A 15,523-nucleotide genomic window follows, 5' to 3' on the forward strand; every position below is an offset into this window, starting at 1 on the left:
TGTCTGGCGACCATAGCGCTGTGGCTCCACCTGATCCCATGCCGAACTCAGAAGTGAAACGCAGTTGCGCCGATGGTAGTGTGGGGTCTCCCCATGTGAGAGTAGGGCATCGCCAGGCGCCCAATTTAAGAAGGCCATCCGAAAGGATGGCCTTTTTTCGTATATACAGTGAAAATATCTATTGTTATTCCAACCTAGAAAACTAGTGATCCAGCAGCCTTCTATCCCTTGAAATAGTCTTCTCGCCTTTTAGCTATCTGTTACTAAGCAGTACAAACTCTCCCTGCAATATCACCATAATCCTTAAACGCTTGATTGGCTAAAAACAGCATTGTCGCATTCTAGCTACCTACTCATATTCATAACGGCATCATGATTCTTCCTGTGATAATTGATTGTTTCTAAAATACGGAGAACTAGAATGCCTTATATGCTTAGTTGCCTATGAACTATATAAAAGTAAGCTTAGTAGCGGGGGCTGAAAGCTGTCTGGTTGGTGAGGAGGAGCTTATACCTATGACTAAGTCTTTATCTAATCTTATTCTTTGGTTGGTATCATCTGAAGAGGTAAGAATGGTAGCGTTGATATGAAATTATAGAATTGGTGATATTGGGAAGGGTAAGCCTGAGGGGGGTAATGAAGCCTGCAGTTAAAACTGCAGGCTTTTGTATCTTAGAAGATGATATGTGCCATTAATGCGATGACTGGTAGAGTTACTAGTGTGCGTAGAATGAAGATAACAAACAGTTCCCATGCTTTTACTGGTACTTTACTACCAATTAGCAGCGCACCAATTTCAGACATGTAGATAAGTTGTGTTACCGACATTGCTGCAATAACAAAACGAGTCAGATCACTTTCGATGCCTGAAGCTAGAATCGAGGGTAAGAACATATCCGCAAAACCGACAACGATTGTTTTAGAGGCTTCAGTGGCTTCAGGAATTTGAAGCAATTCTAGGAAAGGAATAAATGGCATTCCTAGGTAATCAAAAATTGGTGTATTTTCAGCAATTACTAACGCTACGGTACCTATTGCCATTACGACTGGCAGTACGCCGAAAACCATATCAACGGCATTTTTTAGGCCATCAAGTGCGATTGCTCGAAAGCTTTTTACTTCGCGAGCTTTATTTAAGGCTTGCTCTATACCGTATGAAAATATGTTGTGTCCAGCTGGTACTGCTTCATTGTCTGTCGATACTTTTGAACCATCAATGTAGGTATTCTTTTTATTCGATAGTGGTGGCAAACGTGGAACGATTATCGCGGCTACAAAACCAGCTAAACAAACTGTTAAGTAAAATGGGGCAAACATATGCTCCAAGTTAACTTGTGCGATAACCACTAAGCTAAAGGTAATAGAAACTGCGGAGAAAGTTGTACCAATGACAGCTGCTTCACGCTGAGTATATAAACCAGTCTCATATTGCTTACTTGTAAGAAGTACGCCAACACTGCCATCACCTAGCCATGATGCAATACAGTTAACTGATGAACGACCTGGCAAGCCGAAGATTGGGCGCATTATTTTCGTAAATAAGGTACCGAAAAATTCAAGTAGACCAAAATTAAGTAATAACGGTAATAACATACCAGCAAAAATAAACACCGAAAATAATACTGGTAGTAAGTCATTGAGTACCAGCCCGCCAGTATCACCACTGTGAATCGCTTCAGGTCCTATATTAAGGAAAGTCATTACTGCAAAAATAGCACCTAGTTGCTGCACTATAAACCATGCCATCGTTGGGTTCAGTAGACCATTTAGAAAGCTATTATTTAAAATAAATTTAGGTTTAACTACTTTTGTTATTAAGGACAAAACAGCAGTAAAGCTAATGATAAAGGTTACTATCGCCGTTAATTTATCATCAAATAGGGTTTGAATTGTTTTCGCTAAAATCGCGATCGGAATGGTAATAGTGCCCTGATAATCGACGGGTGCCATAAAAAGAAAGACACCTAATAGAGAGGGAAGAAGGAACATAAGCCAATTGGCCGTTGTAATTGGCTTTGCTTGTACCTGATCCTGCATGATTAACCTTTATCTTATAAATTCACTAGTGTGAATGACTGCTTTTTATCCTTGCGGAATAACTATTCACTGATTATCCATAATCAGGAGGGAGAAGGTTACATTTTTTACGGCTATTTGGGAATACTGTAAGTGCAGAATTGTCTATTTATGCACTATTTGTGAGGTTTTTATTCTTTGTATGAGAGCTGTAAAGGTAAAATCAATAAGTTATAAAAAAGCATATGGCTTTTAATTATTGGCTATCGAGTTCTATTTTTTCCTGATAATAAAAAAGGAGGCTAACTAGCCTCCCTTTATATTTTACCTATTACGACTTAGCGCATAGTAACAAATTCTTCAGAGCCCGTAGGGTGAATGGCTACAACGCTATCGAAATCTGCTTTGGTCGCACCCATCTTGATTGCAACACCGAAGCCTTGAATCATCTCATCAACTGTAAAGCCAATACCGTGTAAGCCAACCACTGTTTCTTCAGGGCCAGCACAAACTAACTTCATTTTACAAGGCTGACGATGAGATGTAACTGCAGTGTACATAGCCGTAAAACCAGACGTATACACTTTAACGTTATCTTCGCCATACTGTGCAATAGCTTCCGGTTCCGTTAAACCAATTGTACCGATCGGTGGGTGGCTAAATACAACAGTAGGGATTAGTTTGTAATCCATCTTGGCTTCAGTTTTACCATTAAATAGGCGTTCAGATAACTGACGTCCTGCTTTAACAGCTACAGGAGTCAGTTCAACACCACCTTCCATAATGTCGCCAACACAATAAATACCAGCAACATTTGTTTGTTGGTATTCATCAACCTTGATATAACCACGTGAATTAGTTTCAACGCCCGTTGATGCTAGGTTTATTTTATCTGTCGTTGGATTACGACCAATAGCCCAGATCAGTAGGTCGGTATTGTGCGACTCACCATTTTCGAAGTGTAATGTTGTTGAACCATCAGCTTCTTTGATGATTTCTTTAGGAATTGAATGCGTATGAAGGGTTGGACCTTCTGCATTCATGACTTCCACTAATGTTTCAACGATCAATGGATCAAAGCTACGCAGTGGTGATTCTTTACGAACGAACAGGTGAGTATCTGTACCTAATGCACTTAAAACACCTGCAATTTCAACAGCAATATAACCTGCACCAATGACAGCTGTACGCTTAGGCTGTTCGTTCAAGTCAAAGAAGCCATTTGAGTCGATGCCATGTTCAGCACCAGGAATATTCGGGATTGTTGGCTCGCCACCTACAGCAATTAGGATGTGATCTGCTGTTAAATGCTCGCCATTTACTTCAATTGTTGTTTCATTAACAAACTTAGCGAAGCCATTAATTACTTCGATTTTGTTGTTACCAAGCACATTGTCATATGCTTGATGAATACGACCGATATATGCCTCACGGTTTTTGACGAGAGTGCTCCAATTGAAGCTTTTCACATCAACATCAAAGCCATAGTCTTTTGAATAAAGATGGATAGCTTCAGCAATTTGAGCGCCATGCCACATTACTTTTTTCGGTACACAACCAACGTTTACACAGGTGCCACCCAGTGCTTTTGCTTCAATTAGAGCAACTTTTGCGCCATGCATTGCAGCACGGTTAGCGGATGCAATACCGCCACTTCCGCCACCAATACAAATGTAATCAAAATGCTTCGCCATGACTTTCTCCGCTTAATTTTATGATTTATGAGCTGAACCTAGTGTAATCAAGAAATAGAAGAGTTACGAGAGGTGTGAATCGAGAAATCTGATTCAGCTTAGATCATTAATCGAAGATAGAAAGAAGGCGATTGAAATATCGCCTTACTGAAGGGGTATAATCGTATTAACTCTTATTCAGGTACTACCCATGTAATTGAATGGTGACCATGATTAGGTGCAATAGCTTGTTGTAACCAAGGAAGAATAGTCTGCATTTGACTCTCTAATTTCCATGGTGGGTTGATTACAATCATGCCTGAAGCCGTCATACCACGCTCGGTCGTATCTGGCTCAACGCCTAATTCAATTTGTAAGATATTACGGATACCACACTTCTCAAGACCTTTAAGCATTTTATCGATGTTTTCGCGGTAAACCACAGGGTACCAAATTGCATAGGTCCCCGTTGCCCAGCGCTTATGGCTATCAGCTATCGCGTTTACGACATCCATATATTCATGCTTAAGCTCATAAGGTGGGTCGATCAGTACCACACCACGTCGCTCTTTAGGGGGTAAACTACCTTTTAATCGTAAGAATGCATCTTCTTTATACATACGTACTTGGCGATCGCCTCGAAACTCTTGCAATAATAAAGGAAAATCGGCTGGGTGAAGTTCAGTTAGCACCATACGGTCTTGTTCACGTATCTGAGCGCGAGCAACACTCGGTGAACCTGGGTAATACCGCAGTTCTTCTGTTTCATTCAGCGCTTTTATTGCTTCGATATAAGAGGTGATTTCAGCTGGAATATCATCACGAGACCAAAGGCGTGCAATACCTTGTTTGAATTCCCCCGTTTTTTCACTTCGCTCATCTTGCAGATCATAACGACCCACACCAGAGTGCGTATCGTGGTAGACGAAAGGCTTATCTTTTTGCTTGAGTGCATCTAGGATCAAACTTTGGACTATATGTTTAACCACATCGGCGTGGTTGCCAGCGTGGAAGCTGTGGCGATAACTCAGCATGAATTGGTCTCTGTGCGTATTTTAAAGTATTTATGTGTGGCTATTATGGCGGATTAGCCATGAATATCCAGATGAGCGGTGAACTTTAGTTGTTCACTATGAATGCCGTCTATAAAAGCTTGTGGGTAACATTCAGTTTTGTTTTATTTAATCGATAGATATTACAAGCAGTTCGACCATAATGAGTAAATAAGGGATTGAATTAACACGCCCGCACACACATCTAAACAATAATAAAAGAATTAAGGATACGCGCATGTCTAACCCATTATTATCCATGACGGCTTTACCGCCATTTTCTCTGATAAAGCCAGAGCATATAAAGCCTGCTGTTGAACAGGCTATTGCCGATTGCCGTGCGAAAGTAGAAGAAGTTCTCACCAATAGCGACTTGGCAAGTTGGGAAACGATTTGTGTCCCACTTGCAGAGACGGATGATCGACTTAGCCGTATTTGGTCTCCTGTCGGGCACCTGAATGGTGTTAAAAATAGCGCTGAATTACGTGAAGCGTATGAAAGCTGCTTACCTATTTTATCGGATTACGGTACGTGGGTGGGTCAGCACAAAGGTTTATATGAAGCATATAAGGCCATTAAAGCGAGTGATGAGTTTGCTACGTTGTCTCAAGCACAGCAGAAAACAATAACCGATGCGCTCAAAGATTTCGAACTGTCTGGCATTGGTTTACCTGCAAAAGAGCAACATCGTTATGGTGAAATTAGTAAGCGACTTTCAGAATTAGCATCAACGTTTAGTAATAACGTGTTAGATGCAACGATGGGATGGAGCAAACTGATTACCGATGAGTCGGCATTGGAAGGCTTGCCTGAATCCGCAATACAAGCAGCAAAAGCGAATGCAGAAGCCAAGGATAAAGAAGGCTACTTATTTACGCTTGAAATTCCCTCTTATTTACCAGTAATGACTTATTGTGCCAACCGTGAATTACGTCAGGAAATGTATCAAGCATTTGTTACTCGTGCTTCAGATCGTGGTCCAAATGCTGGTGAGTGGGATAACAGCGAAATCATTGCTGAAAAGTTAAAGCTGAGCCATGAAATTGCACGTCTATTAGGTTTTAACACTTACAGTGAAAAATCACTTGCGACGAAAATGGCGGAATCTCCAGAGCAAGTATTGGGTTTTCTTAATAATCTTGCTGTACGCGCAAAACCTCAAGCTGAACGTGAAGTGGCAGAGCTACGTGACTATGCGAAAACTGAATTTGGTGCAGAAGATCTAGAACCGTGGGATTTTTCTTTTTATTCCGAGAAATTGAAACAACACCGTTATAGCATTTCAGATGAACAGCTTCGCCCGTATTTCCCTGAGGAAAAAGCCGTCGCAGGTTTGTTTGAAGTACTTAAGCGTGTCTTTGGGATGGATGTGAAGCAGCGCGAGGGTGTCGAGGTATGGGATGACACTGTTACCTTCTACGATATTTTTGATGCAACTGGCGAGCTTCGTGGCAGTTTTTATCTTGATTTGTATGCCCGTGAACACAAGCGTGGCGGTGCATGGATGGATGAGTGTGCCGTACGTCGCATATGTGCCGATGGTGGCTTACAAACCCCTGTCGCATACCTAACGTGTAACTTTAATAAACCCATTGGCGATAAGCCTGCATTGTTTACTCATGATGAATTGGTCACTTTATTCCATGAAACTGGCCATGGTATTCACCACATGTTGACGCAGGTTGATGCGCCATCTGTTTCTGGTATCAATGGTGTGCCGTGGGATGCAGTTGAATTACCGAGTCAGTTCCTCGAGAACTGGTGCTGGGAAGAAGAAGCGTTGGCATTTATTTCTGGTCACTTTGAAACGGGTGAGCCTTTACCGAAAGAAATGCTAGATAAAATGTTGGCGGCAAAAAACTTTCAATCCGCGATGGGTATTTTGCGTCAGCTGGAATTTGGTCTGTTCGATTTCAGCTTATACACCAACTATGATCCAGAAGTGGGTGCCCAGGTATTAGAAACATTATTTGATGTGAAATCACGAGTATCGGTCGTACCTAGCCCTGAATGGGGACGTTTCCCGCATAGCTTTAGCCATATTTTTGCCGGTGGTTACAGTGCTGGTTATTACAGTTACCTATGGGCAGAGCTATTATCTGCTGATGCATTTTCTCGTTTTGAGGAAGAGGGTATTTTTAACCAAGCAACAGGTGCTGACTTCCTACATTGCATTTTAGAGCGTGGCGGTAGTGAAGAGCCTATGGACCTTTTTAAACGTTTCCGCGGGCGTGAGCCTCAATTGGATGCGATGCTACGTCACTGTGGTATTACAGGCTAAGTTGTATTATTAATACGTGAAGTTAAGATGTAATAAAAAAGGCTCCCGAGGGAGCCTTTTTTAATCGAACAGGTTGTGAATATTAGCGTTATTCGCTTTCTTCAAGAACCAAAGGCCAACCCATGTCAGTTTGACGGGTGGCTTCTTGCTGTAACTCAGCGCAGCTTAACGGGTTAGCTAATAGCCAAGCCGCTGGCAATGTCAGAACCAGTTTGTTCTCAGCGACCGATAAACTAAATGGCGGCTGCTGGTTGTGATCACGACGATGACAGAGAATGACGGCTAAACGTAACAGACGTAAAATACGGGCAGCACTTTGAGCTGACAGTGCATGCTGTTCCGGTAGACTCGTTAACTGCTCGCGGAAGCGACGCAGTAATTCTGCTATCAAATATTTTTGTGCGCGAGTAAAGCCTGGTAAATCAATGTGATTGATCAGGTAAGCGGCATGTTCACCGCTTTTCTTGAACTCAATACTGGTACCGATTTCATGTAAACATACGCTTGCATGAAGCAGATATTGTGCCTGAGGTTCTAATTGCCATTCTTCATCGCAACGAGATAGTAACGCCATCGCAGTATTAGTCACCGCACTTGCGTGACTGGTATCGAGCTGAAAACGCTCTTGAACGCTGGTAAGTGTACGTTCACGTACATCATGGTGACGCATTTTGCTCATCATTTCATACACCATACCTTCACGTAGGGCGCCGCCAGCCAGAGTCATTGATTCTATGTTCAATGATTCAAACACAGCGATTAAAATGGATAAGCCGCTCGGAAAGACCAGCGCGCGTTCCAGAGTCAGACCTTCAATATCTAAGTCTTCTAAGCGTTCATACTGCATTGCTTGGCGCTGCATGCGCTTTAGCTTCGGAAGGGTGATGATTTCATCCATTCCTTGGGCCAGCATGATTTCCTGCAGGGCTTGTACGGTACCACTGGCACCCACACAAGTTTCCCAGCCTAGCTGGGTATACTGCTCAACGATTGGCTCAATCGCATTTTTTGCAGCATTAATGGCAGCGTCAAAATTTTCAGCCGTTAAGTAGCGATCTTTGAAGTAGCGCTCTAACCAAGTCACACAGCCAATTTTCAGGCTGGTTAATGCGCTGGCATCAAAGCCCTCGCCAATAATGACTTCGGTACTCGCACCACCAATATCGACTACTAAACGCTTGTCACTGCCACCAGAGGTGTGGGCTACACCTTGATAGATAATCCGGGCTTCTTCTTCTCCGGGAATCACATCGACCTTGCTACCAAGGATATCTTTTGCTTTGGAAAGAAATATATCAGCATTGACTGCAGTACGAAGTGCCGCAGTACCAACAATGCGAACACGCTCAGCAGGTATATCCTGTAAACGTTCTGCAAATAGACTGAGACAGTCCCATCCGCGTTGCATTGCTTCTTCGCTCAATTCGTTTTGGCTATTCAGCCCTGCCGCTAAACGCACTTTACGTTTAATTTTAGCCAGAGTTTGCACACTGCCAGCGACTTCACGAACAATCCACATATGAAAGCTATTAGAGCCTAAATCAATTGCGGCATATAGCGGTGATATTGAATTCCTTTCCATAGGCATATGTTCTTATTGTTGCTTCTGTGATTGTGGATGACGTCGGTTATTATTACGAGGACGTGATTGTCCTTGCCCCTGGCGGTTTCCATTAGGACGACGGTTTCCACCTTGACGCGGCGTTCGCTGAAGGCGAAGCGGTGCTGGTAGCTCGTCTAACAATGCGTCAGAGTTATACTTTGATAATGGAATTGGGTGTTCAATGTAAGTTTCGATAGCAGGAAGGTTAATTGCGTATTCTTCACATGCAAAACTGATTGAACTACCGCTTTCGCCTGCACGACCAGTACGACCGATACGGTGTACGTAATCTTCAGCATCATCAGGTAGATCGTAATTATAAACGTGTGTTACTTGTGGAATATGTAAACCACGAGCAGCCACATCGGTAGCCACTAGAATATCGATATCACCTTGGGTGAACTGTTCTAGAATACGAACACGTTTTTTCTGCGGTACATCGCCATTCAATAGACCAACACGGTGGTTATCGGCAGCTAGGTGACCCCAGATGTCTTCACAACGGTGCTTTGTATTAGCAAAGATAATAGCGCGATCTGGCCACTCTTCTTCGATTAGAGTCTGTAGAAGACGCATTTTTTCCTGATTAGAAGGATAGAAAAGCTCTTCTTGAATACGGTGTCCCGTTTTTTGATCCGGTTCAACAACCACACTTTCAGGGCTGTTCATGTGTTCGAATGCGAGCTCTTTCACACGGTAAGATAATGTTGCAGAGAACAACATGTTCAAACGTGCTTTAGGTGCTGGCATGCGACGGAACAAAAAGCGAATGTCTTTAATAAAACCTAAATCGAACATGCGATCGGCTTCATCAAGTACAACCACCTGAATAGAGGCTAAGTCGATAACACGCTGTTTGTAGAAGTCGATAATACGACCACAAGTACCGATAAGGATATCAACGCCTTCAGCAAATACTTTCTGTTGCTTTTCATACGCTTCACCACCATATGCTAGACCAGCTTTTAGACCGGTACTTGCAAGTAGTGGCGCGGCATCATTGTAAATCTGGATAGCCAGTTCACGGGTTGGTGCCATGATAATAGCGCGAGGCTGGTTAGTTTTGCGCTCATCCGATGCTGGATTAAGTAGCAAATGATTAAAAGTCGCGGTCAAAAAAGCCAGGGTTTTCCCTGTACCTGTTTGAGCCTGACCTGCGATGTCTTGGCCGGTGAGCACAACCGGCAATGCTAAAGCTTGGATCGGGGTACAATTATGAAACCCTTGTGCGTCCAGTCCTTGTAAAACCGTAGGGTGTAAACCTAGGTCAGCAAATTTCTGCTCTGTGATGTGAGTCGTCTTCATTCGTATAGAATATCAGCTTAGGGTTGCAATACGAAACGTATTCCATTCAAATAGGGCAACGATTTGCTGGTTAAAAATAAAATCAGCTAAAAAATCAACCATTGGAGTGGAAGATGAACGACAAGATTGTGCAGCTAACAGACGCAACTTTTGACAGCGATGTAGTGAATGCTGCTGGTCCGGTATTGGTCGATTTTTGGGCTGAATGGTGTGGTCCTTGCAAGATGATTGCCCCAATTCTTGACGAAATCGCCAACGAGTACGAAGGCAAAGTGACAATCGGTAAATTAAATATCGATCAAAACTCAGCAACACCGCCAAAATTTGGCATTCGTGGCATCCCAACATTATTACTATTTAAAGATGGTGGTGTGGCTGCAACGAAAGTGGGTGCTCTTTCTAAGACCCAGCTAAAAGAGTTCCTTGACGCGAACTTATAAGCAGCTTTATGTGAACTATGTGCAATTTCTAAGTTGTACATAGTTTGTCTTCCGTCTATGCTAGACGGAAGGAATCTTTAGTGCTAACGTAATGCACATAAATTGCTATTCCGTTCATTTCTTGACCAGCCCCTTGGTCAACTCTATCTTAAACTAAAATAGAACCCCGATTTTGACAGACAAGAAACCCACCACTATGAATCTTACAGAACTGAAGAACCAACCCATTCCAAAGTTGGTCGCACTTGGCGAAAGCTTGGGCCTAGAGAATCTAGCGCGCTTGAGAAAACAAGACATTATCTTCTCTATTCTCAAACAACACGCGAAAGGTGGTGAGGATATTTTTGGCGATGGTGTTCTAGAAATACTTCAAGATGGCTTCGGCTTCCTTCGCTCTTCAGATAGTTCTTACCTTGCTGGCCCTGATGACATTTATGTTTCTCCAAGCCAGATTCGTCGTTTCAATCTTCGTACTGGTGATACAGTTGCCGGAAAGATTCGTCCACCGAAAGATGGCGAGCGTTACTTCGCATTACTTAAAGTAAATGCAGTTAACTACGACAAGCCAGATAACGCACGTAATAAGATCTTATTTGAAAACCTGACTCCACTGCATGCGAACGATCGTATGCGTATGGAACGTGGTAACGGCTCAACCGAAGATATCACTGCACGTGTTCTTGATTTAGCATCTCCAATTGGTAAAGGTCAGCGTGGTCTGATTGTTGCTCCGCCTAAAGCGGGTAAAACCATCTTGCTTCAAAATATTGCACAAAGTATTGCCCACAACCACCCTGAGTGTGAGTTGATGGTTTTACTTATCGATGAGCGTCCGGAAGAAGTAACCGAGATGCAACGCCTAGTTAAAGGTGAGGTTATTGCATCAACGTTTGATGAGCCAGCATCACGTCACGTACAAGTGGCAGAAATGGTTATCGAGAAAGCAAAACGTCTTGTTGAACACAAGAAAGACGTTGTTATCCTGCTTGACTCAATCACACGTCTAGCGCGCGCATACAACACCGTTGTTCCTTCATCTGGTAAGGTACTAACAGGTGGTGTTGATGCTAACGCCCTTCACCGTCCTAAGCGTTTCTTCGGTGCTGCACGTAATGTTGAAGAAGGTGGTAGCTTAACTATCATCGCGACAGCATTGGTTGATACCGGCTCTAAGATGGATGAAGTTATCTACGAAGAGTTTAAAGGTACAGGTAACATGGAATTGCACCTATCTCGTAAGATTGCTGAGAAACGTGTATTCCCTGCGATTGACTTCAACCGCTCTGGTACTCGTCGTGAAGAGTTATTGGCTAAACCTGACGAATTACAGAAAATGTGGATCCTGCGTAAGATTGTTCACCCAATGGGCGAAACAGACAGCATGGAATTCCTGATCGACAAACTGTCTATGACGAAGACGAATAATGAATTCTTTGACGCAATGCGTCGTCAGAAATCATAATCGAAACTGTTTACGTCACAGTTTGATAAAACGCCACCTTGTGTGGCGTTTTTTATAGGACAAAATTCCGGCATACTGCAGTGGTAAAACAAAAATCAAACAGTATTCAATTGATTGCGTATTTTAATCGCGAGTATATTTCATCGGATTGAAATTTGTCTCTGATTTAAATTTACAATATGCCCAATTTCATTGAATCAATACAACCTTACGACATATGAAAGCATCAAGATGGTCATCGTATGAATACGTTAAAAGGTTGTCCTTTCTATTTAGGAGGCAACATGCGACAAGGAATGTGCATGGTCGTCTTGCTACTTGCAGGATGTGTTCAATCTGCTTTGGCGGTTGAGGTCACTGAAAAAAAAGTTCATGAGGTTTCGATATCGCCTCAAGTGGTTAACCGTGTTGCTGCATTAATTAGGCTGTACGATAAGAGTGATTTTCGTGCCCTCGAATTTAACCTTTACCAAATTTCCCCATTGAAACAAGAATCCGTTCGTAGCCAGCTTATTCAGCATGCTGTGAGTTATGGCCAGCTTGATCAAGATAAAGCGAATTGGTTGCAGGTTCAGGCAGAGCGTCAATCAACCTTTACGATTATAGAGCAGGGCGATGGCTATCTTGTGACTAAAGCCGCATTTCCATACGGGACTCAGGCCCGAAAGTTAGTGCAGCATTGGCAGCAGATACTGTCTGCCGAAAAAATGGTACTCCAAGCCGAAGACGGTTCACTGGTATTATCAAAATGGCTCGCTGGGGATATTAATCATCAAAAAGAACAACGTGATATCTTCCTCGAAAAATTGCCAGATCTTTCATCGATGGCACTTAATAAACTAGTGGCTCAATTCTCTTCTGATCCCCAATTGATGTGGCTGCCTGATAACGCGATCATTGCCAGTCTAGCTAAGCAAACCGGTGATGAGTCAATGTACCGTTTACTATGGCGGCGTCGTACAGACCAATACAGTCAAGCAGAGCTTACTCGCTTAGTGAATAAGGCCCCCGAGCCTCAAGCGATTGAGCAATTAATGGCTGCAACCAGTAACCCATCATTAAAGCAACAAGCCTACCGTTCGTTAGTGTTATTAAAGCCTATGCCACCACAGACTCGTGAATTCCTACAAGGGAAACTCAATGAAGTGGATGATGGAAAAGTTGTTGCCGTGCAGTTAGCTCAGCAGGGTTATAGCAGTTGGCTAGAAAAATTGGCTGAATCCAGTGGTAACAAGGTATTACAAAAAAACTTACAATCGGCATTGGCTAATTTACCTTAGTACCTTGTATAAACAGGCTACATGTTTTGTTACCGCGAACGGTTGGTGCTTATTCTGGTATTCAGAGGTAAGAACCGTGTGTTCAAGTTAACAAATCGTTATAATGTCGCTAATTTGATGGAAGATAGTCGTCATGTTTTACATGGCACCAACGCTATTTAATCTTTTATTGGCAACGGGTAGCCCCTATGAAATTTAAGGATCTGCGAGACTTTATTGATTACCTCGAACAAGAAGGTCAATTAAAGCGCATTAAGCAGCCTATCGATCCAAATCAGGAAATTACTGAAATCTGTGACCGTACTTTACGTGAGGGTGGTCCAGCATTATTGTTTGAAAACCCTATTGGTTATGATATTCCGATACTCGCGAACCTTTTTGGCACCCCTGAACGCGTAGCGATGGGCATGGGCCGCCAAGATGTTAAAGAGTTACGTGAAGTCGGAAAATTGCTTGCTTACTTAAAAGAACCTGAGCCCCCTCGCGGTTTTCGGGATGCCATGGATAAGCTTCCCGTGTTCAAACAAGTATTGAACATGCCAACGAAACGTCTGCGTAAAGCGCCTTGTCAGCAAGTGATCTGGGAAGGTGACGATGTTGATTTAGATAAAATTCCAGTAATGAGCTGTTGGCCTGATGATGTTGCACCACTGTTAACATGGGGCTTAACGATTACCAAAGGGCCGAATAAACCTCGTCAGAACTTGGGTATTTATCGCCAGCAAAAAATTGCAAAAAATAAGATCATTATGCGTTGGTTGGCTCACCGTGGTGGTGCGTTAGATCTGCGTGACTGGATGGACACTCATCCTGGCGAACCGTTTCCTATTTCTGTGGCTTTTGGTGCTGATCCAGCGACAATTCTGGGTGCGGTTACCCCGGTGCCAGATACTTTATCTGAGTATGCATTTGCAGGCTTGCTACGTGGTAGCAAAACGGAAGTCGTTAAGAGCCTTAGTAACGACTTAGATATACCAGCAAGTGCTGAAATTGTGCTTGAAGGCTACATCGATCCTAATGAATTTGCAGATGAAGGTCCGTATGGTGACCACACGGGTTACTACAATGAAGTTGAACGTCATCATGTGTTTACCATTACGCATATAACGATGCGTGAAGACCCTATCTATCACAGTACGTATACGGGACGTCCGCCTGATGAGCCTGCAGTATTAGGGGTAGCACTCAACGAAGTTTTTGTGCCTATTTTGCAAAAGCAGTTCCCCGAAATTGTGGATTTTTACTTACCGCCTGAAGGTTGTTCGTACCGCATGGCCGTCGTCACAATGAAAAAACAATATCCGGGTCATGCGAAACGCGTGATGATGGGGGTGTGGTCTTTTTTACGTCAGTTTATGTACACAAAATTTGTAATTGTCCTTGATGATGACGTGAACGCACGTGATTGGAATAGTGTTATTCAGGCTATGACAACAAGGATGGATCCGGTTCGTGATGCTCTGCTGATAGAAAACACACCGATTGATTCACTCGACTTTGCATCTCCTGTAGTTGGTCTTGGCTCAAAGATGGGGCTTGATGCCACAATAAAGTGGGATGCTGAAACGGCGAGTACGCCTTGCGGAACCAGTCAGGCAAAGCCGGATTTCGATATTGAAACGGGTACGCGCAGTTTACTCGGGCAATTTCCAGAGATTGTCGATTTCTATTTACCGCAAGAAGCGGATAAAAATAGTATGGCCATCGTGAGTATCAAAAAAGATGCTGCAGGCCATGCGACTCGTGTGATGGACGGAGTCTGGTCGTTTCTGAGCCAGTTTACGGATGCGAAATTTGTGATTGTATGTGACGATGATGTCAATGTACGCGATTGGAATGATGTTATTTGGGCGATCACCACCCGAATGGATCCAAGCCGCGATACATTACTGATCGCCAATGCGCCGATAGATTCATTGGATCTTACTTCGCCTGTTGTCGGTCTAGGCTCTAAAATGGGACTAGATGCGACCAATAAATGGCAAGGTGAAACGGCTCGCGAATGGGGTACACCTATTACCAAAGATCCAGTAATCGTTGCAAAGGTGGATGCCATCTGGAACGAACTGGGTATTTTAGATTAACTATTTAGGTTAATTCACGATGTCAGAAACTGAAACGAAGCATCAAATACACCTATTGCCTCATGATCTTGTTTTTATTGCCAGCGAGCAAGAAACGATCTTAGAGGCAGCGCTCAACGCAGGTGTTGCTTTCCCTAACCGTTGTCAGGTTGGAGCATGTGCGATGTGTATGTGCCAAAAAGTTTCTGGCGAGATAAGCTACCAACTAGAGCCTATGCTTACAGAGAAAGAGCAGGCGCAAGGTTGGATGTTTACCTGTCAGGCCGTCGCGCAGAGCGATGTGGTTTTACAGTTAGATTAGAGGAATATAATGTCAGCGATAACAG

At 43.2% G+C, this 15,523-nt stretch carries 11 protein-coding genes and 1 rRNA gene; 7 read left to right on the top strand and 5 right to left on the bottom strand.

Annotated elements, in window-relative coordinates:
- The first annotated feature begins 2 nt into the window (after positions 1-2).
- Positions 3-118: ribosomal RNA gene (gene rrf / locus C9J47_RS24400) — 5S ribosomal RNA — on the top strand.
- Positions 119-673: 555 nt separating this feature from the next.
- Here rrf and C9J47_RS24405 read toward each other — a convergent pair.
- The 3 genes from C9J47_RS24405 to C9J47_RS24415 all read right to left on the bottom strand — a co-directional run bounded on the left by C9J47_RS24405 (position 674) and on the right by C9J47_RS24415 (position 4,724).
- Positions 674-2,038 (bottom strand): YjiH family protein, encoded by a 1,365-nt coding sequence (locus tag C9J47_RS24405; protein ID WP_006233403.1) that lies wholly within the window; start codon positions 2,036-2,038, stop codon positions 674-676.
- A gap of 317 nt (positions 2,039-2,355) precedes the next feature.
- The gene (gene gorA, locus C9J47_RS24410) at positions 2,356-3,711 is read right to left on the bottom strand and encodes a glutathione-disulfide reductase (protein ID WP_107256302.1); all 1,356 of its coding nucleotides are present in this window, start codon (positions 3,709-3,711) and stop codon (positions 2,356-2,358) included.
- Between the two features lie 173 nt (positions 3,712-3,884).
- The gene (locus tag C9J47_RS24415) at positions 3,885-4,724 is read right to left on the bottom strand and encodes a 23S rRNA (adenine(2030)-N(6))-methyltransferase RlmJ (protein ID WP_107256304.1); all 840 of its coding nucleotides are present in this window, start codon (positions 4,722-4,724) and stop codon (positions 3,885-3,887) included.
- 256 nt (positions 4,725-4,980) lie between these two features.
- Here C9J47_RS24415 and prlC point away from each other — a divergent pair, with 256 nt between their 5' ends.
- A complete protein-coding gene (gene prlC, locus C9J47_RS24420; RefSeq protein ID WP_107256306.1) occupies positions 4,981-7,023 on the top strand; it encodes an oligopeptidase A in 2,043 nt (680 codons plus the stop codon).
- A gap of 88 nt (positions 7,024-7,111) precedes the next feature.
- Here prlC and gppA read toward each other — a convergent pair whose 3' ends face one another.
- On the bottom strand, positions 7,112-8,605 hold the full coding sequence (gene gppA, locus C9J47_RS24425) for a guanosine-5'-triphosphate,3'-diphosphate diphosphatase (protein WP_107256309.1): 1,494 nt from the start codon (positions 8,603-8,605) through the stop codon (positions 7,112-7,114).
- A gap of 12 nt (positions 8,606-8,617) precedes the next feature.
- Positions 8,618-9,931, bottom strand: a complete 1,314-nt coding sequence (rhlB, locus tag C9J47_RS24430; RefSeq protein WP_107256311.1) for an ATP-dependent RNA helicase RhlB — start codon at positions 9,929-9,931, stop codon at positions 8,618-8,620.
- 113 nt (positions 9,932-10,044) lie between these two features.
- Between rhlB and trxA the strand changes: the two genes are divergently transcribed.
- The 5 genes from trxA to C9J47_RS24455 all read left to right on the top strand — a co-directional run bounded on the left by trxA (position 10,045) and on the right by C9J47_RS24455 (position 15,498).
- The gene (trxA, locus tag C9J47_RS24435; protein ID WP_107256313.1) at positions 10,045-10,371 is read left to right on the top strand and encodes a thioredoxin TrxA; all 327 of its coding nucleotides are present in this window, start codon (positions 10,045-10,047) and stop codon (positions 10,369-10,371) included.
- Positions 10,372-10,567: 196 nt separating this feature from the next.
- The gene (gene rho, locus C9J47_RS24440; RefSeq protein WP_006233410.1) at positions 10,568-11,833 is read left to right on the top strand and encodes a transcription termination factor Rho; all 1,266 of its coding nucleotides are present in this window, start codon (positions 10,568-10,570) and stop codon (positions 11,831-11,833) included.
- A gap of 242 nt (positions 11,834-12,075) precedes the next feature.
- Positions 12,076-13,113 (top strand): hypothetical protein, encoded by a 1,038-nt coding sequence (locus C9J47_RS24445; protein WP_245903619.1) that lies wholly within the window; start codon positions 12,076-12,078, stop codon positions 13,111-13,113.
- A 188-nt stretch (positions 13,114-13,301) separates the two neighbouring features.
- Positions 13,302-15,197, top strand: a complete 1,896-nt coding sequence (gene ubiD / locus C9J47_RS24450) for a 4-hydroxy-3-polyprenylbenzoate decarboxylase (RefSeq protein WP_107256317.1) — start codon at positions 13,302-13,304, stop codon at positions 15,195-15,197.
- A gap of 19 nt (positions 15,198-15,216) precedes the next feature.
- On the top strand, positions 15,217-15,498 hold the full coding sequence (locus C9J47_RS24455) for a 2Fe-2S iron-sulfur cluster-binding protein (protein WP_006233413.1): 282 nt from the start codon (positions 15,217-15,219) through the stop codon (positions 15,496-15,498).
- The last annotated feature ends 25 nt before the right edge of the window (positions 15,499-15,523 follow it).

Origin of the sequence: Photobacterium indicum (assembly GCF_003026215.1) — a bacterium.
Taxonomy (GTDB): Bacteria; Pseudomonadota; Gammaproteobacteria; order Enterobacterales; family Vibrionaceae; genus Photobacterium; species Photobacterium indicum.

Bases quoted from the DNA above. Each gene is read 5' to 3' on its own strand.
- C9J47_RS24415 (WP_107256304.1), bottom strand. From the start codon at position 4,724: ATGCTGAGTTATCGCCACAGCTTCCACGCTGGCAACCACGCCGATGTG.
- rho (WP_006233410.1), top strand. From the start codon at position 10,568: ATGAATCTTACAGAACTGAAGAACCAACCCATTCCAAAGTTGGTCGCA.
- C9J47_RS24405 (WP_006233403.1), bottom strand. From the start codon at position 2,038: ATGCAGGATCAGGTACAAGCAAAGCCAATTACAACGGCCAATTGGCTT.
- rhlB (WP_107256311.1), bottom strand. From the start codon at position 9,931: ATGAAGACGACTCACATCACAGAGCAGAAATTTGCTGACCTAGGTTTA.
- trxA (WP_107256313.1), top strand. From the start codon at position 10,045: ATGAACGACAAGATTGTGCAGCTAACAGACGCAACTTTTGACAGCGAT.
- prlC (WP_107256306.1), top strand. From the start codon at position 4,981: ATGTCTAACCCATTATTATCCATGACGGCTTTACCGCCATTTTCTCTG.
- ubiD (WP_107256317.1), top strand. From the start codon at position 13,302: ATGAAATTTAAGGATCTGCGAGACTTTATTGATTACCTCGAACAAGAA.
- C9J47_RS24445 (WP_245903619.1), top strand. From the start codon at position 12,076: ATGAATACGTTAAAAGGTTGTCCTTTCTATTTAGGAGGCAACATGCGA.
- gppA (WP_107256309.1), bottom strand. From the start codon at position 8,605: ATGGAAAGGAATTCAATATCACCGCTATATGCCGCAATTGATTTAGGC.
- C9J47_RS24455 (WP_006233413.1), top strand. From the start codon at position 15,217: ATGTCAGAAACTGAAACGAAGCATCAAATACACCTATTGCCTCATGAT.
- gorA (WP_107256302.1), bottom strand. From the start codon at position 3,711: ATGGCGAAGCATTTTGATTACATTTGTATTGGTGGCGGAAGTGGCGGT.